At 57.4% G+C, this 26,022-nt stretch carries 24 protein-coding genes; 15 read left to right on the forward strand and 9 right to left on the reverse strand.

The features are described 5' to 3' along the window. Window positions 1–57: 57 nt before the first annotated feature. Together BD293_RS11810 and BD293_RS11815 are read right to left on the reverse strand one after the other, a co-directional pair. Window positions 58–1,121, reverse strand: a protein-coding gene (locus tag BD293_RS11810) for an IS630 family transposase (protein ID WP_142079576.1) whose coding sequence is annotated in 2 segments (ribosomal slippage) — window positions 58–633 and window positions 636–1,121 — 1,062 coding nt in all. Because the reading frame shifts where the segments join, the coding sequence is not laid out codon by codon here. A 36-nt stretch (window positions 1,122–1,157) separates the two neighbouring features. Continuing rightward, entirely contained in the window at window positions 1,158–1,460 is a 303-nt protein-coding gene (locus BD293_RS11815) for a hypothetical protein (RefSeq protein WP_246086281.1), read from the reverse strand. Window positions 1,461–1,552: 92 nt separating this feature from the next. On the opposite strand from BD293_RS11815, the gene BD293_RS11820 reads away from it, so the two are divergent. Beyond that, window positions 1,553–2,569, forward strand: a complete 1,017-nt coding sequence (locus tag BD293_RS11820; protein WP_142081066.1) for an IS110 family RNA-guided transposase — start codon at window positions 1,553–1,555, stop codon at window positions 2,567–2,569. A 308-nt stretch (window positions 2,570–2,877) separates the two neighbouring features. Here BD293_RS11820 and BD293_RS11825 read toward each other — a convergent pair whose 3' ends face one another. Continuing rightward, window positions 2,878–3,390 carry a hypothetical protein gene (locus tag BD293_RS11825; protein WP_142081984.1) on the reverse strand — a complete coding sequence of 171 codons (513 nt, stop codon included), beginning with the start codon at window positions 3,388–3,390 and terminating at the stop codon, window positions 2,878–2,880. Between the two features lie 437 nt (window positions 3,391–3,827). Next, the gene (locus tag BD293_RS11830) at window positions 3,828–4,463 is read right to left on the reverse strand and encodes a Fic family protein (protein WP_281286655.1); all 636 of its coding nucleotides are present in this window, start codon (window positions 4,461–4,463) and stop codon (window positions 3,828–3,830) included. 72 nt (window positions 4,464–4,535) lie between these two features. On the opposite strand from BD293_RS11830, the gene BD293_RS11835 reads away from it, so the two are divergent. Then, window positions 4,536–5,576 (forward strand): IS110 family RNA-guided transposase, encoded by a 1,041-nt coding sequence (locus tag BD293_RS11835; protein WP_142081986.1) that lies wholly within the window; start codon window positions 4,536–4,538, stop codon window positions 5,574–5,576. A gap of 384 nt (window positions 5,577–5,960) precedes the next feature. On the opposite strand, the gene BD293_RS23090 is transcribed toward BD293_RS11835, so the two are convergent. After that, window positions 5,961–6,509: a Fic/DOC family N-terminal domain-containing protein gene (locus BD293_RS23090; RefSeq protein WP_142081988.1), complete on the reverse strand. Its 549-nt coding sequence runs from the start codon at window positions 6,507–6,509 to the stop codon at window positions 5,961–5,963. Between the two features lie 854 nt (window positions 6,510–7,363). On the opposite strand from BD293_RS23090, the gene BD293_RS11845 reads away from it, so the two are divergent. The 4 genes from BD293_RS11845 (at window position 7,364) to BD293_RS11860 (ending at window position 11,890) form a co-directional block, all read left to right on the forward strand. After that, window positions 7,364–7,588 carry a helix-turn-helix domain-containing protein gene (locus BD293_RS11845; RefSeq protein ID WP_142081990.1) on the forward strand — a complete coding sequence of 75 codons (225 nt, stop codon included), beginning with the start codon at window positions 7,364–7,366 and terminating at the stop codon, window positions 7,586–7,588. A 2-nt stretch (window positions 7,589–7,590) separates the two neighbouring features. Next, entirely contained in the window at window positions 7,591–8,895 is a 1,305-nt protein-coding gene (locus BD293_RS11850; protein ID WP_142081991.1) for a HipA domain-containing protein, read from the forward strand. A 404-nt stretch (window positions 8,896–9,299) separates the two neighbouring features. Further along, window positions 9,300–10,363, forward strand: a protein-coding gene (locus tag BD293_RS11855; protein ID WP_142079576.1) for an IS630 family transposase whose coding sequence is annotated in 2 segments (ribosomal slippage) — window positions 9,300–9,785 and window positions 9,788–10,363 — 1,062 coding nt in all. Because the reading frame shifts where the segments join, the coding sequence is not laid out codon by codon here. A 255-nt stretch (window positions 10,364–10,618) separates the two neighbouring features. Next, on the forward strand, window positions 10,619–11,890 hold the full coding sequence (locus BD293_RS11860; RefSeq protein WP_170207122.1) for an IS256 family transposase: 1,272 nt from the start codon (window positions 10,619–10,621) through the stop codon (window positions 11,888–11,890). A gap of 19 nt (window positions 11,891–11,909) precedes the next feature. On the opposite strand, the gene BD293_RS11865 is transcribed toward BD293_RS11860, so the two are convergent. Together BD293_RS11865 and BD293_RS11870 are read right to left on the reverse strand one after the other, a co-directional pair. Next, window positions 11,910–12,137, reverse strand: a complete 228-nt coding sequence (locus BD293_RS11865) for a hypothetical protein (protein WP_142081997.1) — start codon at window positions 12,135–12,137, stop codon at window positions 11,910–11,912. 65 nt (window positions 12,138–12,202) lie between these two features. Beyond that, window positions 12,203–13,138 carry a LysR family transcriptional regulator gene (locus tag BD293_RS11870; RefSeq protein ID WP_142081999.1) on the reverse strand — a complete coding sequence of 312 codons (936 nt, stop codon included), beginning with the start codon at window positions 13,136–13,138 and terminating at the stop codon, window positions 12,203–12,205. Window positions 13,139–13,289: 151 nt separating this feature from the next. On the opposite strand from BD293_RS11870, the gene BD293_RS11875 reads away from it, so the two are divergent. Beyond that, window positions 13,290–14,102, forward strand: a complete 813-nt coding sequence (locus BD293_RS11875; protein WP_142082001.1) for a class II aldolase/adducin family protein — start codon at window positions 13,290–13,292, stop codon at window positions 14,100–14,102. 52 nt (window positions 14,103–14,154) lie between these two features. Here the strand turns inward: BD293_RS11875 and BD293_RS11880 are convergent, their stop codons facing one another. Further along, window positions 14,155–15,315 carry an ROK family transcriptional regulator gene (locus tag BD293_RS11880; protein WP_142082003.1) on the reverse strand — a complete coding sequence of 387 codons (1,161 nt, stop codon included), beginning with the start codon at window positions 15,313–15,315 and terminating at the stop codon, window positions 14,155–14,157. 280 nt (window positions 15,316–15,595) lie between these two features. Between BD293_RS11880 and BD293_RS11885 the strand changes: the two genes are divergently transcribed. The 5 genes from BD293_RS11885 to BD293_RS11905 are packed head-to-tail and all read left to right on the forward strand — an operon-like array spanning window position 15,596 to window position 20,600. After that, window positions 15,596–16,288: a nucleoside/nucleotide kinase family protein gene (locus BD293_RS11885; RefSeq protein ID WP_142082006.1), complete on the forward strand. Its 693-nt coding sequence runs from the start codon at window positions 15,596–15,598 to the stop codon at window positions 16,286–16,288. Window positions 16,289–16,344: 56 nt separating this feature from the next. After that, window positions 16,345–17,400, forward strand: coding sequence for an ABC transporter ATP-binding protein (locus BD293_RS11890; RefSeq protein WP_142082008.1), 1,056 nt, complete (start codon window positions 16,345–16,347; stop codon window positions 17,398–17,400). Between the two features lie 45 nt (window positions 17,401–17,445). Further along, window positions 17,446–18,807 (forward strand): ABC transporter substrate-binding protein, encoded by a 1,362-nt coding sequence (locus BD293_RS11895; protein WP_170207123.1) that lies wholly within the window; start codon window positions 17,446–17,448, stop codon window positions 18,805–18,807. 60 nt (window positions 18,808–18,867) lie between these two features. Continuing rightward, window positions 18,868–19,758, forward strand: a complete 891-nt coding sequence (locus tag BD293_RS11900) for a carbohydrate ABC transporter permease (protein WP_142082012.1) — start codon at window positions 18,868–18,870, stop codon at window positions 19,756–19,758. Then, complete coding sequence (locus BD293_RS11905; RefSeq protein ID WP_142082014.1) at window positions 19,755–20,600, forward strand: carbohydrate ABC transporter permease; 846 nt, start codon at window positions 19,755–19,757, stop codon at window positions 20,598–20,600. The genes BD293_RS11900 and BD293_RS11905 overlap by 4 nt, the downstream gene beginning before the upstream one ends. 126 nt (window positions 20,601–20,726) lie before the next feature. Here the strand turns inward: BD293_RS11905 and BD293_RS11910 are convergent, their stop codons facing one another. Further along, window positions 20,727–21,671 carry a tripartite tricarboxylate transporter substrate binding protein gene (locus tag BD293_RS11910; protein ID WP_142082016.1) on the reverse strand — a complete coding sequence of 315 codons (945 nt, stop codon included), beginning with the start codon at window positions 21,669–21,671 and terminating at the stop codon, window positions 20,727–20,729. A 703-nt stretch (window positions 21,672–22,374) separates the two neighbouring features. Here BD293_RS11910 and BD293_RS11915 point away from each other — a divergent pair. Genes BD293_RS11915 through hydA form a run of 3 tightly spaced genes read left to right on the forward strand, consistent with a single transcriptional unit; the run spans window position 22,375 to window position 26,002 of the window. After that, complete coding sequence (locus BD293_RS11915; protein ID WP_142082017.1) at window positions 22,375–23,616, forward strand: cysteine desulfurase-like protein; 1,242 nt, start codon at window positions 22,375–22,377, stop codon at window positions 23,614–23,616. 27 nt (window positions 23,617–23,643) lie between these two features. Continuing rightward, window positions 23,644–24,519: a MurR/RpiR family transcriptional regulator gene (locus tag BD293_RS11920; RefSeq protein ID WP_142082019.1), complete on the forward strand. Its 876-nt coding sequence runs from the start codon at window positions 23,644–23,646 to the stop codon at window positions 24,517–24,519. 13 nt (window positions 24,520–24,532) lie between these two features. Next, entirely contained in the window at window positions 24,533–26,002 is a 1,470-nt protein-coding gene (hydA, locus tag BD293_RS11925) for a dihydropyrimidinase (protein ID WP_142082021.1), read from the forward strand. Window positions 26,003–26,022: the final 20 nt, after the last annotated feature.

Below are 26,022 nucleotides of genomic sequence, written 5' to 3' on the forward strand. Positions count from 1 at the left end.
TACTTGGGGAATGCGGGGTTGAAGGTAAGCAAGTCAACTTATACCAATCAGCATTGATCAGAACTCTTGAGCCCAGTCGCGGGTTCCAATGGAGGTGATTGTGTCGGGCATGCTGACCAATTTGTTCCAAGCCTTGCAGCAATGATCTACGATGTCTTCATAGGTTTCGAAGATGAGGTTTGATAGCCAGTTGTCTCGCATGAATTGCCAGATGTTTTCGACTGGATTGAGTTCTGGGCATTTTGCGGGGATCGGGATGATGGTGATGTTGTCCGGAATGACCAGCTTGTCAGTCATGTGCCATGCGGCTTGATCCACGAGCACAGCCCCATGTGCTTTGGGTGCGACAGTTTGGGAGATTTCAGCAAGATGCAGGGCCATCGCTTCGGTATTGCACGCTGGCAGCACAAGACCTGCAGCTTTCCCGAGGGCTGGGCAAATCGCTCCAAAGATGTAGCTTGAACTCGTGCGCTGATCATGTGGGGCGGAAGGTCGCGTACCGCGCTTCGCCCATCGGCGCGTGATCTTGTTTTTCTGGCCGACACGCGCTTCATCTTGGAACCAGACTTCGATCACAGTGCCTTGCAGGAGCCGTGCGCGGAGCTTTGCTACTGCGGCTGCAAACCCTTTTTTTTAAAGTCCTCCAGTGCGGCTGTATCTTGCGCGTGATGGCGCGGGCGTGCTGTGAGTTTGACATAACCAAGCGCCCTGAGTTCCCGGCTTATCGACGTCTCGTGAAGTGAAATCCCAAATGTGTCTGCAATCCATTTCCTCAGATCACTCAGGCGCCAGCGGACGACCCCATGGACCGATAAGGTCGGACCGCTCTCAACAATTGCAGCAAGCGCCCTGCGCTGCTCATCGTTAAGCTTAGACTGCTGACCAGGAGCTTTGCCGTTGATCAAGCCGTCAGGCCCGCGGGCATTAAACCGCTCCACCCAGTCACGGACAATTTGTAGGCCAACACCACCAATCCGAGCAGCATCGCTGCGCCGACCGCCATCATAGATCTCCGCCAGCGCCAAAAGCCTGCGGGCTTGGTTGGCATCCTTTGTCTTTCGCGCAAGTTCTCTCAACTTCATGCCGTCGTAGTCTGTCCGTAACGCGAGCGCTGCGCCCATAGAGAGGCCCTCCCCAGAAAATCTGACGCCATTGAGTCAGATCTTCATAGATTTGGGAATCCCAAAACCCTCAGAAGAGTCAGATTTCGCGAGACTTGGTATGACATGACGTTCGGCCAGCCCCACCGCTTTCGCCAGATCGGTGACCGTGTTGAGTTCGCCAGCCTCCATGCGCCGCCGCCAGCCCCACGCCCGGCCAATGGCGCGGAGGATATGCGGATCCTGCGTTCGGTCTTCGCTGGGCAGATAGGTGGCGGGCGGCATGATCTTCGGCCGCCCGTTCTGCTTGCGAACCTTGAGCGGCACGAAGATCTGGATGGACTCGTCGGGTTTCATCATTCCGCCGCCACTGAACTGATGCGGTGGATGCCCCCACCCGCCGGCATCGTATACCATGACGGTTCTATATTCGCTTAGTGGAGGGCACATCGATGACATCAAAGATCAGTATTTTGGCGATCGACTTGGCAAAAGGCAGCTTTCAAGTCTGTGCTGTTGGGCCAGATGGGGTGGTTGTATTCAACCGCGCTATGTCGCGAGCACGGTTGGCGGCGCTACTTGCTGAGCAACCAGCGTGCATTGTAGCGATGGAGGCCTGCGCGACGTCGCACCATTGGGGCCGGTTTGCGCAAAGTCACGGTCATGAGGTTCGGCTCGTGCCAGCTGCTTACGTGAAGCCGTTTGTTAAACGCCAGAAAAATGACCGTGCGGACGCTGAGGCCATTGCGGAGGCTGCCATGCGCCCGACCATGCGGTTCGTGGCAGTAAAGAGCGCTGCAACCCAAGGCCGTGCTGTAGCGTTCCGAACGCATCAATGTATGGTTCGACAGCGGACGCAGCTTATCAACGCTCTTCGCGGTCATTTGGCTGAATTTGGGTTGGTAGCACCCAAAGGACCAGCAAGCCTCAAACTGCTTGAGAATGCGCTTGCTGATGAGAGCACAGACCTACCTGAAGCAGTTCGACACATGGGATCGATCTATGTCGAGCAGATCGCTCGACTCACCAAAGTCATTGACCGGCTTGCAAGTGAGTTGGAAACCTCATCAAAGACAGATGTGCAACTGCGCAGGCTTTGCACCATTCCAGGGATTGGTCCTGTCACCGCAGGTGCTGTCGCGGCATTCGCGCCTGATCTTGATACGTTTGACAGTGGCCGCAATTTCGCCGCTTGGCTGGGCTTGGTGCCCCGACAAAGGTCAACAGGCGGAAAGGCCAGACTGGGATCGGTCAGCAAGATGGGGCAAACCGATATCCGTCGATTGCTTATCGTTGGCGCCATGAGCGTGATCCGCTGGGTGGTTCGCAAAGGCGGCAGCTCGAACCGCTGGCTGGCCGCACTTGTGGCGCGCAAGCCGAAGATGGTTGCCGCGGTTGCATTGGCGAACAAGATGGCGCGGATGATCTGGGCAATTTCGACCAAGCAGGAGAATTATCGAATGGCGTGACCTGATCCCGAGAAAGGAGAAAGGCACGACATGGCCGCAAGGCCAGGGTGAGCGATCGACGAGGAGTACGCGATACGGACTTCGAAGTTCAAGGCAGGGAAATTCAGACCCGGGGCTCGAGCGCTTGCAGCTCTCTGAACCGATGTGAACCCAGCCTTCCGAACAGCATACCGGCCCGTGGCGTCATAGAAGGCCACACTCAGAGGCCTGACACACGTCCGATCGAAGGCCCCGCTGAAAATCGAAGATATCGCTTGCCAAACAGGGGGCATCCACACACGGTCGCAGGGAACGGCTCAGGGCTACTTTCAGCCTATCACTTTCCACTGCGGGAAAGTATGGCGAACCTGCTTACCAAGCTGGTCCAGCATTTTGTTCAACCTTGCGGCTTCTTTCAGCGCGACCTTCTTTGCTTCGGGCTCTGACAAGTCAGAAGTTTCGATCTCAGTAAGGCGGGCTTTAATCTCGGTGCGCTTATAAGCATTGACATGTTTCGCGAGATCTTCGGCAGCTTCAGTCAGTGCTGTAATCATCACCTCAGCGCGACCTAGCGAGCCTAGGTTCGGCTCGATCATCTTGGCAGCCAGATCATCGTTGTAGTGTGTCACATCTTCTAACCCTCGGTCGTCTTTGATCTCGGGCACGGGGAGACCTATGAACTCAAAGCAATCTGAAAAGTCAGAACTGAAATCAAAGTCATTGGGCAGGAACTGGTAGAAGGGGGTCTTGAACACACCGGCGAGCGTAAGGCTCGCGCGCTTTGCTTCTTCTTCTTTGCGCGCTTTGAACTCGCGCAACCGTTCAGCATTTGACTTGGCCATGTTGATTCTCCCTTCGTTTGCGTTTTTATATATAGAAACAAAAACGAAGTGATCCGCAATAGAAAAAATCATCGTGGTAGCTTTTTTATGGGCCCGCTATCCAGCTATGCTGAAGCTTTGACGATCGCCCTGCCGAACGGATGGCGACTTCCGTCTCTGGCGGCATGATTCATAAATTACTTGTGCGAGAAATGTTGCAGCGAACCAGTCCAGCTCACGGGTTTATGTCGCTCACGGCTCAAGGGCGCGCCAGGTGCATCACCAGCGCGCGCAGAACGCCCCAGAAGCGCGGCCTTCATGCCCGCACTATCTGCGCGCGAAACGAACAAACCCCGCGGCAAAACGGCCCTGTGTAGCTGTGCGAAGCATTCTGACAGCAAGATGAGTTCACATGACTGAAAACCCGCCTTGGCTTCAGCAGTCGGTGCGGTTTCGGCTCACGCTCCCTCTGAAACCGTCATCAGTAACCGCACAAGGTTCGTGTTAATGAAGTAGTTGTGCTTCCCTGCCCGGTGCTTTTCCACGAAGCCGTTATCTGCAAGCGTATCAAGGTAGCGCGCTGCCGTCTGGCGTGTGATGCCAAGCTCGGTCTGGACATACTCGATCCGTGTGTAAGGATGTCGGAATAGGTTTTTCAGTAGATCTTGGCTGTAAAGCTTTGGCAGGTCAGACCGCATCCTATGCTTTGTCGTGCGCATCTGTTCGCCAATACCCTCGACCAGTTGCAGCGTGGTGACAGCGGTTTCGGCGACCCCGTCGAGCATGAAGATAACCCAGTCTTCCCAAGCGCCGTCATCGCGCACTGCCTGTAGCAGCCTGTAGTAGTCGCTCTTGTTGCGCGTAATATGCCGGGATAGATAGAGGATCGGAATGTCCAGCAAGGCCGTCCGCGTCAGGTAGAGCACATTCAGAATGCGCCCGATCCTGCCATTTCCGTCAGGAAACGGATGGATGCTTTCAAACTGGTGATGGATCAGCGCCATCTTGATCAGATGCCGTAACAGGGCGCGGCCCAACTGGCATCGTTGCGAGTTGATCGACCGTTTGATGTGATGTGTCGTTGCCCTTGGCACGCTGTGGTGCGTGTCTACGGGGTCGTGCTGTGAAGCGCGCCCCAAGATATCTGACAAAGAAAGGGCAACGACATGGATGTGTATATCGGATTGGACGTCTCGCTCGCAAGCACTGCGATCTGCGCGGTGAGCGCGCAGGGCAAGATCGTCAAGGAAACGACCGCTGCCAGCGAACCGGAGACCCTCGTCGCGACGCTGAAGGCGATGCCGGGTGAGGTTATTGCGGTGGGCCTGGAAGCTGGTCCTCTCTCGCAATGGTTATACCGCTTCCTGAACGATGCAGGCTTTGCCACGGTCCTGATGGAGACGCGGCAAGTGAAGGGTGCGTTGAAGGCGATGCCCATCAAGACTGACCGGCGGGATGCTGAAGGGATCGCCCGGCTTCTGCAGATGGGGTGGTTCAGGTCGGTCCACTGCAAGTCGATGTCGGCGCAGGAGATGCGCGCGCTTCTGTCTGCGCGTAAGGCCGTCCAGCAGGCAACGATAAATCTCGAGCTGTCTATCCGTGGTGTGCTGCGCAACTTTGGGCTGAAGATGGGTCGTGTTGCGAAGGGCCGCTTTGAGGCGCGCGTGCGAAAACTGGCCGAGGGTAATCCCATGCTGGAGGCAGCGGCAAACCCGATCCTCGCCTCACGACAGGCTTTGCGACAGGAACTGGCAGGCCTCGAGAAGGTCCTGCGCGATCACGCCAAGGAGGACCCGGTCTGTCGCACGCTCATGACGATGCCCGGGGTCGGCACTCTCATTGCGCTGACCGTCAAGGCGGCCATTGATGACCCGGAGCGGTTCCGATCGTCCAAGGACATCGGCCCATGGGTCGGGTTGACGCCGAGGCGCGAGCAGTCGGGTGAGCGGGACATCGTTGGTCAAATCTCTCGGGCTGGAGATGTCGGATTGCGCACGGCGCTGTACCAGGCGGCGACGGTCATGCTGCACTGCGGCCGCAAGACCTGGTTGACCGCATGGGCGCTGACTGTCGCCAAGCGGCGCGGAAAGAAACGTGCTACCGTGGCGCTCGCCCGCCGGATAGGCGTTGTTCTGCACCGAATGTGGAAGGATGGCACAGCCTTCCGCTTCGCCCGGGAAGATGCCGTGGAAGTCACACCAGCATAGGCTTAACTCCGAGAAGCGCCTTCAAAGACAAACCCGAAAGCATAGGAGCAGGTTTGGCCGCGCCCGATAGCGCTGGTCATCGAGGTCCCAACCCGGGACGCGGTCCCCGATGATGCCGGCAATCCGCAAGCTACCAGACACGCTGTCTGAGTGCGCTGATCAGATAGGCACACGGGAACCGTTTCTGGACTTGGCATAATGTGGCGGCCGATGCGCCGACCACGGACGGAAGCATCACCCCGGTGCGGGACATTAACCGGTGGCCAAAGCAATCGGCAACGCCCTCATTCGCCAAAACATCAGCGATCTAAACCCTGCTGGCCGATCAAACGGTTTGGCCAATGGCTTTGCTTTGAAATTTTTCTCTTGACCACAACCGCCCTGTTACGGAAGCGGATCAAGGTCGGACAGGTCATCGTCGTTCACGAACCGTTCAAGTTCAGTCATCTGTGTGACGATCTCGTTCTCATCCTGTGGCGGAACGAAGACTATTTCGCCGCTGCGCTCGTTCTTGAGAGCCGTGCCGGGTGTGACGCGAAAACTGTCGTCGCGGCCTTTCAACAAGCGGAACATGTCAATCAGGGTTGAATTCGGGATGAGACCGCCTGTCTCGATCAGCTTGCGATGTCCAAGCCGCAGTGCATCTCGATACCGTGCGACCTCCTTCGCTCCGGGCGACTGTGGGTCGTCAGGAAACACATCAGCTTGGAAGAGTTCGTCCTGTGTCGTGACAATATTCTCGACCTCTGAGGATGCTTTCGCCTCCTGAAGCGCCAGCGTGTCGATCAGGATGCCTTGGTTTGGGATCGTGCGCGCCTGCCCTTTCAGGTCTGCAAGTGCGCGCGACGCTCGATTGAGCGCTTTCAGCACCGGCACTGTTTCCAGTGGAACCGAGGGCGGCAGCGGGCGCGGACTGTAGGTTGGGTTTAACATGTGGATCACGTCATGTTTGAAAAAATCGATTTCGCTAACATGACACAGCGATCGTGTTCGTAAAAGCGCCAATGCGGTAACTTGATCAGCCTCGATGCATCCGGTCATCGCATCACGCTCAACGCGCGCAGAACTGCCAGTTGGATGACAGCGCTCTCCACAGATGAATACCCTGACGCCAGGGGATCGGCAATGAGAGCGCCTAGTGAAGCGTTCTGACTTCCATGAGAATGAAAATCACATTCAATCGCCGATATAGCTTCGCTCCGCGCTTGACCTTCGGACCCACATTCTGCGCTTGGAAGCCACTTGTCTTGTAGGAGACACAAATAACATGGCTGTCGGAATGAATTGATCCAAGACGACAGTCGCTGTCCTTCGATTGATCCTTGGATGTAGCCTTTTCGGATTTCTTGCAGATCGCTGCCAAGCTCGCATCGCTTGTAGAAACTCCATCACACGTGAGCGAGAGAAGCTGCCTGCTGGCGTCATGACCGCGTGCGTGGCTCCGAGCATTCGATAGGGCAACAGGGGGGCAGCATTGGCAGAATCATTGACGCTGCGTATCCGACACCGTGCTGTTCGCTCTATAGGTCAGCGCTGAACAGAAGCCGATTAGGATGGCCATAGCTGGATTGCAGCCATATAAAGCAGGTATCCTCCTCCCAATTCAACGAAAGCCTCAACTCGACGTGCTGACCCGCACTCGAACACAAGGTGTATCGCCAAAAAAGCAACGATCGTTGATTTTCATGCACCATGCCAACCCCCCAGCATGATACTTCAATGGTCGTTGACACAACTTCAATTCTTGTCCATTTTAGATCATAAAATAAACGAGCATAGATACAACGATGCAACCGACTGCGCCAACACTGATCCTGACCCCTGCTGACCTCGGCAAAGCAATCCGGGCTCGGCGGCTGGAGCTTGGGCTTAAGCAGGCCGATGTCGCAATGCAGAGTGGAGTTTCCAACCCGACCATCAGCGCCATCGAGAACGGCAAAGACACTGCCCGCATCGGCCTTGTGCTGCAGGTTTGCCGTGACCTTGGCCTCCGGATCAGGGTCGAGACCTGAACATGCCCCGGCTTGAACTCGAGGTATTCCTGGAGGCCCATCCTGCACCTATCGGTCGGTTGACCCGCTTCGATGATGGCGCGGTCGGGTTTCACTACATCACCGACGCGCTGGCCCACCCACTCTCACTGTCGCTGCCTGTGCGCGAAGAACCCTTCACAGACGCCGAGGCGCGTGCCTTTTTTGCCAACCTGCTTTTCGAGAACGCGCAGCGCGAGCAAGTCATGCAGCGCCATGGTCTGGACTTCACAGATATTGTGGGGTTGCTGGAGCACTTGGGCGGTGACTGCCCTGGCGCGGTTTCGTGTGTGCCGATAGGAACGGGACCGGCGAAGACCCCCGGCGACCTGCTGTCCGACTACGATCCGATAGATGACGACACGCTTCGGCGCATCATGGTTTCGCTGCGCGACCGTCGTCGCGTGCCTGACGACACGCGCGATCCATCGCCGTTAGCGGGGGTGCAGGGCAAGATCGCATTGGCGCAGCTGCCATGTGGGCGCTTCGCCCTTCCCAAGCGCGGGTTGAACGTGCCAACAACCCATATTCTGAAAGTGCCTCGTCCGGGTGAGATGAGCGCGGTTGCGCAGGAGCATCTGGTGATGACGCTGATAGCTGAATTACAGCGCCACCCCGTTGCCGAGACGCAATGTATCGGCGAGGGCGATCTGCAAGGATTACTGATCACCCGCTTCGACCGCCGCATCGATGGCACCACGGTAAGCAGGCTGCACCAAGAAGATTTTGCGCAAGGACTCGGCCTTGGCCCACTTCTGAAATACGAACGCAATGGCAGCGGCGCACGGCGTTTCTCGGCTGAAGCTGTTGGGAGACTGCTGATGGCAACTGAACAGCCTGGTCAAGCACGACAGGCCTTCTTGGAGGTGACGCTGCTAAACTTGGCGCTCGGCAATACCGACAATCACGCCAAGAACCACGCGCTGCTCTATACCGGTCAGCGCCCAACTTTCGCGCCCATCTACGATACCATGCCCGTGCTGATTGAAGATCAGGTGACACACCAGTTGGCGTTCGACATCGGCCGCGCACAGATGACAGATGAAATCACCCGCGCGGATCTCGACACCTTCATCCTTGCTCTTGGCTTTCCAAGGACGACCCCGGCGCTTCTGGCCCGGTTGCAACAGTTGTTGACGGCGACTGTTGCGCACATTCCCGAGATGTCAGGTCCGGTGCGCAAGCGGATCGGCGACGCGATGGCAGTGCAGACATGCGCGCTGGCCCAAGCGCTGGAGATGGACATCGATACCCCCAAACGCGATCTGGTCGTCCTCAACCGGCCTTGAGTCTTAAAGCACCCCCTGGTCACGCCGAAGCAGCTCCCTGCGCGTTTGTGCGCATGCTGCGTCACGTCCGAAGATTACAGCTGACTTCCTTCGCTCGATCCCTGTATGTAGCCTTTTCAGACTTCCGTGGCGGTGACAATGATCTGCGCTGAGAGCGCATCAGCGACTCGCTGACAGGCGCACCGCTCTGGACAGCGCATCAGCACGCCCCCTGCCCACACCGACTCTCTATGCGCCTGTGAGCGCTTCTAATCGTGATGGGCGGGGACATCATATGCTGGCGGTCAGAAGGCGACGTAATTATACCAAGTCTCGCGAAATCTGACTCTTCTGAGGGTTTTGGGATTCCCAAATCTATGAAGATCTGACTCAATGGCGTCAGATTTTCTGGGGAGGGCCTCTCTATGGGCGCAGCGCTCGCGTTACGGACAGACTACGACGGCATGAAGTTGAGAGAACTTGCGCGAAAGACAAAGGATGCCAACCAAGCCCGCAGGCTTTTGGCGCTGGCGGAGATCTATGATGGCGGTCGGCGCAGCGATGCTGCTCGGATTGGTGGTGTTGGCCTACAAATTGTCCGTGACTGGGTGGAGCGGTTTAATGCCCGCGGGCCTGACGGCTTGATCAACGGCAAAGCTCCTGGTCAGCAGTCTAAGCTTAACGATGAGCAGCGCAGGGCGCTTGCTGCAATTGTTGAGAGCGGTCCGACCTTATCGGTCCATGGGGTCGTCCGCTGGCGCCTGAGTGATCTGAGGAAATGGATTGCAGACACATTTGGGATTTCACTTCACGAGACGTCGATAAGCCGGGAACTCAGGGCGCTTGGTTATGTCAAACTCACAGCACGCCCGCGCCATCACGCGCAAGATACAGCCGCACTGGAGGACTTTAAAAAAAAGGGTTTGCAGCCGCAGTAGCAAAGCTCCGCGCACGGCTCCTGCAAGGCACTGTGATCGAAGTCTGGTTCCAAGATGAAGCGCGTGTCGGCCAGAAAAACAAGATCACGCGCCGATGGGCGAAGCGCGGTACGCGACCTTCCGCCCCACATGATCAGCGCACGAGTTCAAGCTACATCTTTGGAGCGATTTGCCCAGCCCTCGGGAAAGCTGCAGGTCTTGTGCTGCCAGCGTGCAATACCGAAGCGATGGCCCTGCATCTTGCTGAAATCTCCCAAACTGTCGCACCCAAAGCACATGGGGCTGTGCTCGTGGATCAAGCCGCATGGCACATGACTGACAAGCTGGTCATTCCGGACAACATCACCATCATCCCGATCCCCGCAAAATGCCCAGAACTCAATCCAGTCGAAAACATCTGGCAATTCATGCGAGACAACTGGCTATCAAACCTCATCTTCGAAACCTATGAAGACATCGTAGATCATTGCTGCAAGGCTTGGAACAAATTGGTCAGCATGCCCGACACAATCACCTCCATTGGAACCCGCGACTGGGCTCAAGAGTTCTGATCAATGCTGATTGGTATTACTGCTCGGATAAGTCGAGGGCGTCGCCTTCAAGGATCTCCCCGGTGCCAGCGCTCTCACCATCCTGCATCCATTCAAGCGTCGTGCCATCGATGACTGCCTGATAGCAGCCAAATTCGGTGCCGGGATAGCAGACGCCTGAGCTATGCGGGAATTTGGGTGATGGCATGAATTGAAAGGCGGCGTATTGTGGCGGGTGTCAAAGCCAGCCAGAACCTCACGAGGAGCAATACGCCTATGAAGAACGATACAACCATTCTACCGTTTCGCCAATCAGAAACTATCGTCGACCCGCTGACAGAACTGGCACGGGAAGGCGCACGCCGGATGCTGGCGGAAGCGCTGAAAGCCGAAGCTGATGCATTTGTGGCCAGCTTTGCGGACGAGAAGCTGGACGATGGCCGCCAGCGGATCGTCCGCCATGGACTTGGCCCTGAACGTCAGATCCAGACGGGCATTGGCGCTCTGAATGTGCAGCGCCCCAAAGTGCGTGACCGGATGGCGGCACTCGATCCTGCGCAAAAGATCCGCTTCACCTCGAATATACTGCCGAAATGGGCGCGCCGCTCGGTCAGCTTGGACGCGCTGTTGCCCGTTCTCTACCTGAAGGGCATTTCCACGGGCGATTTCCAGGAAGCGCTGTCAGCCATTATGGGCCCCGATGCACCCAACCTGTCTCCGAGTGTCATATCCCGCCTGACCGCAGGTTGGCAGGCAGAATATGATGCCTGGGCGCGGCGTGATTTGTCTGCGCGCAATTACGTCTACATATGGGCAGATGGCGTCTATCTGCAGGCGCGCATGGAAGAAAATGCCGAATGCATGCTGGTGATCATCGGAGCCACACCGGAGGGCAAGAAGGAACTGATCGGCTTTCAGGTTGGGCTTCGGGAAAGCTCGCAGAGCTGGCATGAATTGCTGAGCGATCTCAAGGCTCGGGGCCTGTCTGTCGCCCCCAAGATCGCGGTGGGCGATGGCGCCTTGGGGTTCTGGAATGCATTGGACAAGGCATTTGGCAGCACGAAGCACCAGCGCTGCTGGGTTCATAAGGTGAAGAATGTGCTGAACTGTTTTCCCAAGCAGATGGCCGCAGCCGTGAAATCTGATCTCGATGATATCCAGCATGCCGCTACGAAAGCGGAAGCGAAGGCCGCAATGGATCTGTTCAGTGAGAAATATAAGCAGAAATACGAAAAAGGCGTGAATTGCCTGACCAAGGACAGTGACGCCTTGCTGGCTTTCTTCGACTTCCCGGCTGATCACTGGGGCCATCTGCGCACGACGAACCCCATTGAGAGCGTCTTCGCCACGGTTCGGCACAGAACGGTTCGCACAAAGGGTGCGCTCTCGCAAAAGACCGCGAAACTGATGGTCTTTACCCTCATTCAGGCCGCGTCCAAGAAATGGTTGCGCCTCAATGGCAGAAATCAGTTGCCAAAAGTCATCGAAGGAATCACATTCAACGACGGCGTCGAAGTGATTTTTGACGCACCAAGCCGCGCCGCCTGAAAATGCGCGTCACCCAAATTCAAGCATAGCTCCAGACGCCTTCGTCCGTAATCTCATATGCGCCAGAGGTCTCGGTGTCGTAATAGGTGCCATCTTCGGCGAAATAGCTGCTGTAGCCACCGCCGCCCATGTCGCCTTGGAAGGTGTTTCCTACGAGTGCTTGGCGCAATTCGTCCTGAGTTGTCGCGAAGGCTGGGACTGCAAGGATCGCGACAGCCAAAGGTGCAAGTATACGTGCGAATTTCATTCGGGACTCCATGATTGCTATTTGCCTGAAAAGACTTGGCCCATCACATCGAAAAGGCAAATCAGTCAAATCCTGCTGGTTGGTTCCGCATCGTCTTCCCAGTTCGGTGTGCGAAACGCGCTGACCATGAAATCGATGAAATTGCGAATGCGCGGCACGACATGACGGTCAGGCAAGAAGACCGCATAGATCGCTGTATCATCCACGGGAGTGTAGTCAGACAAGATCTGCACCAGGCGTCCCTGCTGGATCGCGGGACGTGCCAGATGCTCTGCCGCCCGCATGACGCCAAACCCAGCAAGGCACATGTCGAAAAGCGACATACCCTGATTGCTTCGGAAACGGCTTTCTGCACGAAATGTCACAGGTTCACCGCTATTTGCGAACGTCCAGAGGTTCAGGTGATCACGGCTGCCATCCCAGGCGAGGCAGGGCATCCTGCCAAGATCATCCAGTGTCCTGGGCGTGCCGTGGCGCGCAATCAGCTCTGGTGCAGCCACGATGATGCGCTGCAGGCTGCACAGGCGGCGGTGCATCAAGCTCGAATCCGGTAACTTGCCCATTCGGATCGCGACATCGACAATATCATCTATCAGATTTTCATAGTCATCGGTCAGACGCAGATCGAGCGCCAAGCTGGGGTGCTGCTTCAGAAAATCTGACATCAACGGCGTGATACGGTCGAGCCCGAAAGCAATTGGAGCCGAGACCCGCAAACACCCGTCTACCTGCATCGCATCCTGCTGCCAGTCGGCCTCGAAACGCTCGACGGTATCGAGGAGCTTCCGCGCGGCGTCGCGGAAACGCGCACCTTCGGGTGTCAACCGATGGCCGCGCGTAGTGCGATGCAGCAGCCTTGCGCTCAACCTTGCTTCGAGGCGTTGAATGGTTTGGCTGACAAATGGCTGGCTGACGGCAAGTGCATGCGCCGCAGCCGTGAAGCTTCCGGTCTGCACAACCGTGCAGAACACCTGCATTTCCACAAGACGATCATCCTTCATAAGGGGCCTCCGCTGCCTGTGCTGATACAAGCATCTGCAATAACTGTTATTACAGTTATTTCATTGATCCGTCAGCCCGGTTTTTCGATACTCAAGTCAATCCACCAACCAGCGACACCGCCGGTGCCACGGCGCAAGCAAGGAGACCCTCATGCTCGACCTCGGAAAACGTGTCTCGATCTACCAGCCTGAACAAGAAGGTCTGATCTTTCCCGAACTTCCAGAATTCGCCTCGGTTGAAGACGAGAGGCGGCACCGCAAGGAGCGCCTTGTCGCCGCGTGTCGTGCTTTTGCACAGCAGGGCTTCGACTATGGGTTCGCGGGCCATCTGACTGTGCGCGACCCCGAGCGGCCAGAACTTTACTGGACCAATCCGATGTGCGTGCATTTCGCGAAGGTCAAGATGTCGAACCTGATCCTCGTTGACCATACGGGCAAGGTGATCGAGGGCGACTATGCGGTCAATCGGGCCGGGTTCGTGCTGCACGCCAATGTGCATGAAGAGCATCCCGACATTATCGCGATGTGCCATGCGCATACGACCTACGGGGTCGCCTGGTCAGCCACAGGTCGCCCGATCGACCCCATTACACAGGATGCATGCGCATTCTTCGAGGATCACGTAGTCATCGGCGAACAGGGCGGGCAAGTCGCTGTTGAGAACCATGCTGGCAGCGATGTCGCCAAGGCGTTCAAAGGCGTCAAGGCCGCCTTGCATCAGAACCATGGGTTGCTGACCGCCAGCCGGCACTCGATTGAATCGGCAGCCTTCTGGTTTATCGCACTTGAGCGGTGCTGCCAGCAGCAACTCGATATCCTCGCTTCTGGTATCACACCCATTCGTATCCCGGATGATCGGGCGCGCTATAGCCGAGAACATGTTGGCAGCGACTATATCGGTTGGCTGCATTTCCAGACGATCTGGAACCAACTCGTCGAGGATCAACCCGACATGTTTGACTGAAACGGGGCAATGTCTGGCATCGGAATCCGATCGTTCTGACGAGGGTGGGCTCTTATATCCCGTCAGGTTCTTGGCGGACCATGTAGCGCTCGTTGATATGGACCGCCGCCGCACCGACGGCGCGGGCGACAGTGCCAAATGACCCCTGCGCAACCTCTGGATACGGTATGCCACCAAGGTCTATCTGGCTAAGGCGCGACTCCAGCAAGCGTGCCAGACGGCTGCGGACATCTTGCGGCAAAGCGCCGTCAATAATGACCCCCTCGAAATCAATCACAGCGCTGGCCGAGACAATCGCATGGGCCAGACTGCGCGCACTTCGCAAAATCCAATGAGACAGCGCCGGCTCAAAACTGTTCCAGTTCTGATCCGCAAGATGGCGGGCAGGATGCGGCGTGCCCTGATGATCCAGCATCTGATGCAACACGGTCAAAGACGCATGATCCACCAACCTTGTGCCCCCCGGTTCATCTGGAATCCGCAAAGGGCCTAAAGCCCCGGCATTGCCACGGCAGCCGCGAAACACCCCCCCATTCAACACCACCCCACCGCCGATGAACGTCCCGACAAAGAAGTATAAGCTGTCAGGCTTGATCCTGCGCGCGCCAAATACCCATTCAGCGTAGCAGGCGGCGGTCGCATCATTCTCGACCAAGATCGGGCCGGGCAGCAACCCTTCGAGCGTGGCGGCGATGTCGTGCCCACGCCAAACATCCATCTTATCCTGCAACGCCCCAAAATCGCCGGACCAGTGCCAGAGCTGCGACGGGATTGCAATTCCGCTTCCGGCAATCGCGTCGAGGGTGAGTGCCGCTTCTTGGAGCAGTGTGTCCAGATTGTTTTCGACGAAAGCGGTTGCGCGCACTGGCGTCGGGTAATCGTGATCCTGTTCACAGCGCGCGCGTACAGAACCGCAGAAATCGACCACAACCATGTCAAACCCGCGCCGCCCGATTTTCAAGCCGATATGAAAGCGCGCGTCAGGGTTCAGCCGCAGCGGGGTCGATGGCTGGCCGGTCCGCCCGCGCATCGGCTCGCCACGTAGAAGAAAGCCGTCCTCTTCCAACGCGTTCACGATCACCGAAATCGCATTGGGCGACAATCCCGTGACGCGCGTAAGTTCTGCCTTGGTTGCGACGCCGTTCCGCCGGATCAGATGCAGGACAAGCCGTTCGTTATTGTCGCGCACCGTTGTCTGATTTGATCCCTTCACCTTCCTCGACCTCCGCTTGCCAATCGGCCGTAGCCATGAGGACCAACAAATCGCTCGGTTGCGCCGCCCCTACATGCGTTCATACGCAACCCGATCCCATTTCGTAAAGCACTAGATCATTCTTTTATACTTCATTTGAAAGTTTTTATTTGACCGCCAGGGCCCTACATTGCCATGACCTGCTCAGAAGATGCCGAGAATACTGCAATATTAAATCATCTAGCAGTATCTTAATGGTCATGCGCGACGGGAGTAGCGCAAGACTGCACAAGGGGGGAGAATGCCACACACGCGCGTGGTCCAACAGCTCTGCACACAGGTGATGTCCGCGCAAAGCGGCACCGGACGTGTGCTGGTGGCGGTGGCTGGACCGCCCGGTGCTGGCAAATCCACGCTCGCCGCTGAACTTGTCACGGCACTGCGCGCGCAGACAGGTGAAAGCAGTGCGGCCCTTGTTCCAATGGACGGATTCCATCTGGATAATGAGGAGTTGCGCACACGGGGGCTGCTGGCCACAAAAGGCGCGCCCGAAACCTTTGACACAACCGCCTTTGTTGCGCTGGTTGCCGCCATTCGCAAAGACAACGGCGATCTGACGTATCCGCTGTTCGACAGGGCATTGGACAAGACCCTGCCCGATGCCGCAACCTTGCCCGCCGCTGCCCGCATTGTCGTGTTCGAGGGAAACTATCTGTTGTTGCAACAGGGCGGCTGGGCTGCGCTTTCGGGCATGTTCGACGTAACCGCCTTGCTGTCAGTGCCCCTGCCGGTTTTACGCGCGCGGCTTGTTGCGCGCTGGCTTGAGCACGGACTGACAGAACAGGACGCCGAAGCGCGCGCCACGCGCAATGACTTGGTCAATGCGCGTACCGTTCTGGACCATAGCGCGCCTGCTGATCTTTTGCTTTCAGCGCAGTCTGACGGACAGATTGCCATCGAGACAAAACGCGAAAGGGTCAATCGAGCCGGTTGATCTTTTACAGCGCCGCGCGTGCCGTCATGCGCTGCGTTCAAACATAGGGGGAATGGATGGCCGGTGTAAGCATCCAAAATGTCGAGAAAACCTTTGGCGCAACCCGCGTCATTCATGGCATTGATATCGAGATTGAAGATGGTGCCTTTGTCATTCTGGTCGGCCCATCCGGCTGCGGAAAATCAACGCTCTTGCGGATCATTGCAGGGCTGGAAGATGTGACATCCGGCGCGATCAAAATCGGCGGTGTCGAAGTTAATGACATGGCCCCCAAAGACCGGGACATCGCGATGGTGTTTCAGAATTACGGCCTGTATCCGCATATGACCGTGGCGCAGAACATGGGATTTGCGTTGAAGCTTTCTGGCATCTCCAAGGCCGAAATTGCAGAGCGCGTGGGAAATGCAGCCGATATCCTGAACCTGACCCCCCTTCTGGACCGCTACCCCAAACAACTGTCCGGTGGTCAGCGCCAGCGCGTTGCGATGGGCCGCGCCATCGTGCGCGACCCGCAGGTGTTCCTGTTCGACGAACCGCTTTCAAACCTTGATGCGAAGCTGCGCGTGCAGATGCGCGCCGAGATCAAGCAATTGCACCAGCGGCTGAAAGTCACGACCGTTTATGTGACCCATGATCAGATTGAGGCGATGACCATGGCCGATGTGATCGTCGTCATGCATGACGGGGTGGTCAAGCAGGCAGGCTCGCCGTTGGAGCTGTATGACCGGCCCGCCAACCTGTTTGTTGCGGGTTTCATTGGCTCGCCGTCGATGAATTTCGTGGATGCAAAGGTGACAGGCGATACGCTTGTCTTTGACGATGGCCAGACCTTGCCAGTCCCTACAGACGCCACCCTGTCAGACGGGCAGATTGTGCGCGTCGGCATCCGGCCCGAAGACCTGATCGTGGCCGATGCGGGCCTGTCGATGCGCGTCAAGATCGTAGAGCCGACAGGGGCAGAAATTCATGTCGGCGCTCAGATGGGCGGTGTGCCCATGACTGTTGTTTTGCGCGACCGACACGATCTGCACCCCGATCAGGATTTGATCGTCGCGCCACTACCGGGTCGTGCGCACCTGTTTGACCCCAAGACAGAGGCGCGGCTGAACTGAACCGCGTCCACAGAACTTGCAGACATCATGGAGGAGGAAAGACTGATGACTGATCTGACCAGAAAAACCACTATCGCCGGGGGTATTGCCCTTGGCCTGACCATGGCCGGAAGCGCCATGGCGCAAGACACCACCATCCGCTGGGCCTTGCATCCTGGCGCCGAAGCCGATGCGGTCGTCAATTACTTTGCGCCCAAATATGAGGAAGAAACCGGCATTCGCGTGATCGGGGAAATCCTGCCGCCAAACCAGCTGCGCGACCAGATGTCGATTGAAGCGATTGGCGGAACAGGGCGCTGGGATCTGGGCTATCACAGCCCCGGCTGGTTCGGCAGCTTCGCCGATCATGTCGTCGATCTGACACCCTATATCGAAGAGCATGGCTTCGACGTCAATGCCTATCCAGAGCTTGTCGTTGAAAGCCACATGCTGTCCGATGCGCGCCCCGGCGAGATCATCGCCCTGCCCACGACCCCTGCCGCACCCATGCTGATCGTGCGCCGCGACTGGTTTGAGCACCCTGACGAGCAGGAGGCGTTTGAAGCCGAATTTGGCCGCGCTCTCAGCGTGCCAGAAACTTGGTCCGAATTGCGCGAAGTTGCAGGCTTCTTCACCCGCGATGCGGGCGAGACATTGGCAGGCGAAACGCTGGAGCGGTCCGTTTATGGATGGGCTGACGCACTGGGCGCAGGCGCAGGCATCACCCGCAGCTTTATCGTGGTTCTGTATTCGACCGGCGTGTCGGGCTGGGATGAGGATTTCACCCCAGATATCGACAACCCCATCGTGGTGGAAGCGGCAGATTATTTCGTCGATCTCGCCCAGAACACCGCGCCCCGCGAAGCGCAGAACTGGGGTTTTCTTGAAGGGCTGGAAATGTTCCGCGACGGGCGTCTGGCCACTGCGACCATGTGGCCGCAAGGTGTCGGCACGGTCGAGGATGAAGCTGGCAGTGCCGCAGGCAATACCGGCTATGCCCCTCTGCCGATGTGGGAAGACAATATCGCGGGCCTGACGCAAGGCACGCCTTTCCTTGGGGGTGGTGGTGTGTTCATCTTTGACACGCCCAATTCTGAGGAAGCCTTCAAATTCCTGAAGTGGATGTTGCAGGACAATGAAATCGAGTGGGGCAAGCAGTCCGAGCAATTCTCGACGTCCGGCCACTTCGCCAGCGAAGAGTTGCGCAACCTGCGTCCCTACTATCCTGACTTCCTGCCCGCCTACGAGCAGGTTCTGGAATCGGTCTTCATCCGTCAGGGCATCCCGGAATACGGCGCGGTCATGTGGAATGGCACGACTGAATTCATCACGGATGTCTTCTCGGGCGATCTGACGGCTGAACAGGCGCAGACCCGTTGGGTGAACGAGATGACCAGCGCCTTCCGCCGCGCAGGCTACATCGAGTAACGCACACTGGCGCGGGCGGCCCCTGCCCGCGCAGCACTTTACTTAAGAGGGAACACAGCCATGGCAACTCGGCGCGACAAGTTTACACGCGGTTGGTGGTTCATCCTGCCCGGCCTGCTGCTGATGGCCGCCATTGTCGGCACGCCCCTGTTCATGGGGCTGCGCTACAGCCTGCATGACGTGTTCCTGTACTCTTTCCGCAACCAGACCTTTGTTGGCCTCGACAATTATCGCCGCGCCTTTGCCGACCCACTCTACATCAACTCGCTTCGCTTGACGGGGATCTTCACGGTCGGCTGTCTGGTCATTTCCATCGGTCTGGGCATCCTGATCGCATTTCTGCTGAATGCCCGTCAGGTCAAATTTCGAGCCATGTGGATGGCGCTGTTCCTGATCCCTTTCGTGATGACACCCGTTGTCGGCGGCATCGCGTGGCGGTTTTTCATCTGGCAACAGGAAGTGGGCGTCGTCAATCAGGTTCTCACCTTCTTCGGCGGCCCTGCGCCCTATTGGCTACTGGACCGCGAAACCGCACTCTGGGCGACGATCATCACAAATTCATGGCACCTGATCCCGCTGGCGACGCTTGTGTTCTACGCCGCGCTGACCACGATCCCTGATGAGTTGCACGAAGCCGGGCGCGTTGATGGCGCGGGCCCGTTTCAGGCGCTGTGGTATATCGTACTGCCCATGCTGCGCCCGCATATCCTGTTTGTGTCGATCATCATCATCACATCGGCCTTTCGAGAATTCGATATGATCTGGGCGCTGACCGGCGGGGGGCCGGGACGATCTACCACGGTCCTGTCGATTTTTGCCTATAATCGAGGGATCGCAAATCAGGACATGGGCATGGCCAATACGATTGCCTTTACGATGTTCATCATCATGGCCGTGGTGGCGTGGCTGTATATCACACTCTATCGCAAGACATTGGGGGACAAAGCATGATCTCCGCGAGGGTAAAGAAACGCGGCACGGCTTGGATAGTGCATGGCTTGCTGGGTCTATGGTTGGTCATTTCGCTGCTGCCGCCTGTGATGCTGGTCGCCGCCAGCCTGAACCGCACCGCACTCTTTCGCAGCCCGCTGGACCTGCTGACCTTTCAGGATTTCACGCTGGAAAACTTCTCCGAGGCGTTTACGCGCGGCGACTTCTGGTTCTTTTTCACCAATTCGGTGATCATTTCCGCCTCCGCCGTCGTTATCACACTGGTGGTCTGCGTGCCGCTGGCCTACGGGCTGACCAAGATTTCAGGCCGCGCGCGCGAGGTCGTGTCCTTCGGCGTGCTGGCGATGCGCTTCATTCCCTATGTCGTGCTGGCGCTGCCGCTGTTTCTGATCTTCGTTAATCTGGGTCTGTCAGGATCACGTTTTGGATTGCTGCTGGCGCATTTGTCGATCCATATTCCTTTTGCCACATGGATGCTGGTGGGCTTTTTCGACACTGTCCCCCATGAATTGGAAGAAGCGGGTATCGTCGATGGGTGCAGCCCTTGGAATTTATTCTGGAATGTTTCGTTGCCGGTGGTGCGCTCTGGCGTTGTGGCGCTGGCAATCCTTGTCTTCATCATTTCGTGGAATGAATATCTGTTTGCGCTGTTCCTTGCGGGCAATGACGCACAACCGTTGACCGTGGGTATAACCCGTTTCCTTGGCGGGGCCGAGGCAGGGGCGGAATATGGCATCATCGCAGCCTATGCGGTTCTGGTCATCGCGCCGGTGATACTGTTCGCGTTGACGGCAAATCGCTTCATTGTAAGTGGGATGACCGCCGGTGCTGTGAAAGGTTGATGCGAAACCACTTTGCATCGCGGTCGCGCGCGGGAACGCGCAGGCGCTCAGGCTTCAAGCACAGGGAATTGTGGCGCGCAAGAAACCCGCCGGGACAGGTGTCGCTGCCCCGGCGGTAAGTCGGGCTTAGTCGCCCATGACTTCTTCAGTAGAGGCGCGGACGCGGCGGACGTTTTCTTCCATCTCGTCCTGATCCATATAGACAACGGGGAAGAAAATGTTGTCCTCGGTCACGGCGCGGAACTCCTCGCTCTCGCTGGCGAATTCCGCGGCCCCCATTAGCGTTTCTTTAACGCTATCCGGAACACCTGCCGGCACAATGACAGTACGCCAATCTTCGATCGAGTAGTCGTAGCCAAGCTCCATCAGCGTTGGCACATCGGGATAGAACGGGCTACGCTCGGATGTCAGAAAGGCCGCGACCACCATCTCGTCCGATGGTGTGTATTGCGCATGTGTGCCACCTGAATAGGCGAAATCCACCTCGCGCCCCAGCACAAGTGGTGCCATGCCGCCACCGCCCCCCGTCGGAACGATGGCAAGGTCCAGCCCCTCCTGCTCGGCCACACGGCGGATGATCGCTTCGTCCAACCCAGTCTGCTGGGCGTAGGTCACCCGGTTTTCGCGCCCATACTCAAGGATTTCCTCAAAGGTGGTGAAGGGCTGCCCGGCGGCGGTCACGATAGCGGGTTGGGTCAGTGCCAGACCGGCAAGATACTCGAAATCGTCGATCTCGTACTCGACGTCTTGCAGGATCGGTGTGAATGTCAGCGCCGTGACCCCGCCAAAGAGGAACGTGTAGCCATCAGGATCGGCATTGGCCAGTCGGCTGAACGCCACAGCCGCACCGGCACCGGGCTGGTTCACCACGTTCACGGGTTGACCCAGATGCGCTTCCATCACGTTTGCCAGCACGCGGCCCTGAATATCGGTGGAGCCGCCGGGGGCAAACCCGATCACCATTGTCAGCGGTGCAGTCGGCCAGTCGTCTTGGGCCACAGCAGGCACAGCAACGACCGCACCAAGTGCGAGTGCCGAGGTGGATACAGCCAGAAATGTCCGTTTATTCATTTGAGTCTCCCTGTTGGGGTTGCAGTAAGCCCGTCAGCATGTTTGCCAGCGGACATGGCCTCTTCCCCAAGCACGCTGCCAGCATGAAGCATGGCGACATGGTGCCGTGGATGAAGAAGATCGTGATGGGCCTGCGGCTGGGGCTGTGCAGGCTGATCGAAAGGGTGCATGCTCAATGCGCGCCGGTACCTGAGAACAGCCCGCATAGCCCCAAAACACGGATGGTATCTGCGCAGTTTGGGGGAGATTCTTACGCAAAGGACCGCTCGATTTCTTTCATTTTCACCTGCCAGAATGTCCCCGAGTCGCAGCGACGGTGGCTTAAATATTTCGTTCGGTCAACACTTGCATGAAATTTTTATTTTGAATTAGATCGCCCGACGCAGCCCTTGGTGAGCCAGCCAAGGCCGTGCCTGGAAGGCGCTATCGACGGTGCTGCCGCAGATTGGAGCCTTACCCAGTCAGCCATTTTGATCGTGAGAAAATGGCGACACGCACATCACCCGCCAAAATAAGGAGCTAAGTGACGAAAATATTGGCTCGCGCTGAAATGCAGCGCGTGCCCCCTGAACCTCCGCGCCGAAAGAGCGTCAGGAAACACCCCGTGCACTGGTATTCAAAAAATATTCAAAAAAACTTTTGACTGAACTAAATATTTAATGCAGTGTTGCGAGAGTTGCCAAGCGTTAAGGATACACCCAACATGCCGACCATTGATCTTGAGTTTGTAAGAGCGAACTTCCCGTCCCTGCGCAATGATAGCGTGTTGCTTGATAATGCAGGCGGATCGCAGGTGTTAGAGCGCGTGGCCGACCGTGTGCGCGACTACCTGCTGTCGGAAACAGTGCAGCTTGGCGCTTCTTATGACGCATCGCGCCAGTCCGGGGATGCAGTGGATCGCGGTCGTGCGGCCATCGCACAGCTTGTGAATGCAGCCCAGCCCCAAGAGGTCGTCATGGGTGCAACCGCAACCCAGTTGTTCGACCAGTTGGCCCGCGCCCTGTCAAAGAAATGGCAACCCGGCGACGAAGTGATTGTCACGGATTTTGATCACGAAGCCAATATCGGACCATGGCGCAATCTGGAGGCACAGGGCATCGTTATCCGCGAATGGCGTATGCCAAAAGGGAACGATATTCCGGATATGGACGATTTGAAGGCCCTTCTTACTGACAAGACAAAACTTGTCGCGTTCACCCATGTCTCGAACATCTTTGGCAGCATTATGCCTGTGCGCGAGATTACCGATATCATTCACGCACATGGTGCGCTGGCCTGTGTCGATGGGGTTGCATTCGCGCCGCATCGTGCCGTCGATGTGCGTGCCCTTGGTGCGGATTTCTATGGCTTCTCGCTCTACAAGGTTTACGGGCCGCATCATGCAGCGCTCTATGGGCGCTACGACATCTTGCGCGACCACGCGGCGAATATAAATCACTATTTCTATGGCGAAGACCGTGTTCCCAACAAGCTGGAGCCGGGCAATCCGAATTATGAACTGGCCCATAGCTGCATTGGCATTGTGGAATATCTGGAAGAATTTGCGGTCAAGCACGGTGTGAATGCAAGTGGCCGACCCGCCATTGAGGCCGCCTTCGACATCATGGCCGATCACGAGACTGATCTCTCGGAGCGGTTGCTTACGTTCCTGCGCAGTCGCAGTGACATTGAAATAATTGGTACTGAATCGGCAGATCGTGCGCGGCGTGTGCCGACCATCTCGTTCATTCACAAAGGGCACAGCTCCGAGCAACTGGTTCGGAAGATTGACCAGTCCGGCATCGGGATACGGTTTGGGGATTTCCATTCCAAGCGTCTGGTCAATGGAATGGACACAGGCACACCAGACGGGGTGATCCGGGTTTCAGCCGTTCACTATAACACGCTGGAAGAGATGGACCGTCTGATAGCGGCCCTCGACGCAGCGCTTGAAGAATCTGCCTGAACATTCACCTTTTCCAAGGATAAAGCGATGACACAAGCGCTCTCCAAACCCGATACACCTGAAGCGTTTCGCGCGCAATTTCTGGAAAACCGCGCGCGGTTTAGCAAGAAGCTGCTTCAGACCGGGTCTTTCGTGATTGAGAACCCGCGTGTCATCGCCTTGAATCCTGTGTCGCGGATCGGGGCAACAGCAGGGCTGAGTGCAACCCATTTCGTGCGGCTGGCCAAGGAAATGGGATTTTCCGGCTTCTCCGAGATGCAAACCATGTTTCGCAAACCCTTGCATGCCGCAGAGACACTGCCACAGGGCGAGCGCATCATGCATTCGGGCGGCGAGCAGATCATCAGCGATCCTGCCAATATCGCCTCTGTCGGGCGCGCGTTCGCTCAGGCCAATGTCGAAAGTCTGGGCAACCTGTATGAAAAGCTGTCGGTCATGCCCCTGGCGGAGGCGCGCGATCAGATACTCAAGGCGCGCCTGATATATGTAATCGGGATTGGCCGATCCATGGGGCCAGCGGCTTATCTGGCCTATGCCTTGGGGCGGGTAGGGTTGCAGGCCATACACCTTCTTGGCGTCGGGCAAGCCTTGCAGGATCAGGCCAAGGCAATGCACCCGGACGACCTGCTGATCGCGCTTAGCTTTCCACCCTACGCCGCCGAGACATTGCAGATCTGCGAGCAGGTGCGCGCACAGGGCAACACCATCCTTGCGCTGACCAACAGCCCGGTAAGCCCGATCACTATGGGTGCCCAGACCGTGCTGACCATCGAGGATGCCGAGTTGCGCGGGTTTCGCGCACTCACTGCCCTGACCACTGTCATGCAGACGCTGATGGTGGGGGTCGCCTACGAGAAGGGTCTGACAGACGATCCCGACATCATAGATTCCATCAACGCCTAAGGCCCAAGACAGTATGCTTGATCTCATCATCCGAAACGGAACCATCGCAACAGCCAGTGAGCAATTCAGGGCTGATATCGGTGTCAAATCCGGCAAGATTGCCGCTTTGGGGCATGATCTGGGACCGGCGCATGACGTGATTGATGCTGCGGGTAAATTTGTTCTTCCCGGCGGGATCGACAGCCATGTCCATATCGCCCAGCCTTCGGGACCGGGGCTTGAGACGGCCGATGATTTCGACACTGCAACCCTGTCGGCACTGTTTGGCGGCAACACCACTGTTATGTCGTTCTGCCTGCAACAAAAAGGCGAAAGCCTGACCAAAGCCGTGGCCGACTATCACGCACGGGCGCAAGGCAAACTGTATACGGATGTCGCCTTTCATCTGATCGTATCCGACCCGACCCCGGAAGTGCTGGAGCAAGAACTGCCCGAATTGATCGCGCGCGGCTACCGATCAGTCAAAGTGTTCATGACCTATGAAAATCTGCGCCTGAACGACGCGCAGTTGCTTTCCACGATGGCGGCAGCAAAAGACGGCGGCGCCGTGGTCATGGTCCATGCCGAGAATGAAGACGTCATCGCCTTTTTGTCGGAACAGCACCGTCGCGCGGGCCTGAACGCCCCGCACGGACACGCCACCAGCCGACCCGTCGCGTCTGAACGCGAAGCGACTCATCGCGCCATGACCTTGGCCGATATCGCAGATGTGCCCGTTGTCATTGTCCATGTCTCGAATGGGCCAACAATCGAGGAAATCGCGCGCGCGCGGCATCGTGGTCAGCGCGTTGTTGCGGAAACCTGCCCGCAATATCTGTTCCTGACCGAAGATGACCTGCTGCGCGACGGGTGGGAGGGCGCGAAATTCGTCTGCTCTCCGCCACCGCGCGACAAGGCCGCGCAAGACGCCTGTTGGCGCGGACTGGAAACGGGGTTGTTCGATCTGTTCTCGTCCGATCATTGCCCTTTTATGTTCGCACGCGACAAGCTGTCAGCGCAGGCACGCGCCTCATATCGGCATATCCCAAATGGAATCCCCGGAGTTGAAACCCGCCTGCCGCTGCTCTTTTCAGAAGGGGTCTGCAAATCGCGGATTGATTTGTGCCGGTTTGTGGGTCTGACGGCAACCAATCATGCCCGCACCTATGGGCTGTTGCCGCGCAAAGGCACAGTTGCAATTGGGGCGGATGCCGATCTGGCCGTGTGGAACCCGCAAACCCAATGGACCATTGCCAACAGCGCTCTGCATGGCGCGTCGGATTATTCCCCATATGAGGGGATGAGGGTTCAAGGCCGCCCCGAGACAGTCATCCTGCGCGGCAAAGTCATGATCCGTGACGGCGCGTTGCAGGGCACATCCGAAGACGGAACATATCTGGACCGCTCGACAGAAGAACGCGGCCCGACGCTCGCAACCGGAGCGGCCACAGATTTCGAAATGCAGGTACGCGCCCCAAAACGGGGTGTCGTTCACGCGCGGTGATCAGAAGATGCATAAAAACG

It is taken from the genome of Roseinatronobacter monicus, from assembly GCF_006716865.1.
Classification (GTDB): domain Bacteria; phylum Pseudomonadota; class Alphaproteobacteria; order Rhodobacterales; family Rhodobacteraceae; genus Roseinatronobacter; species Roseinatronobacter monicus.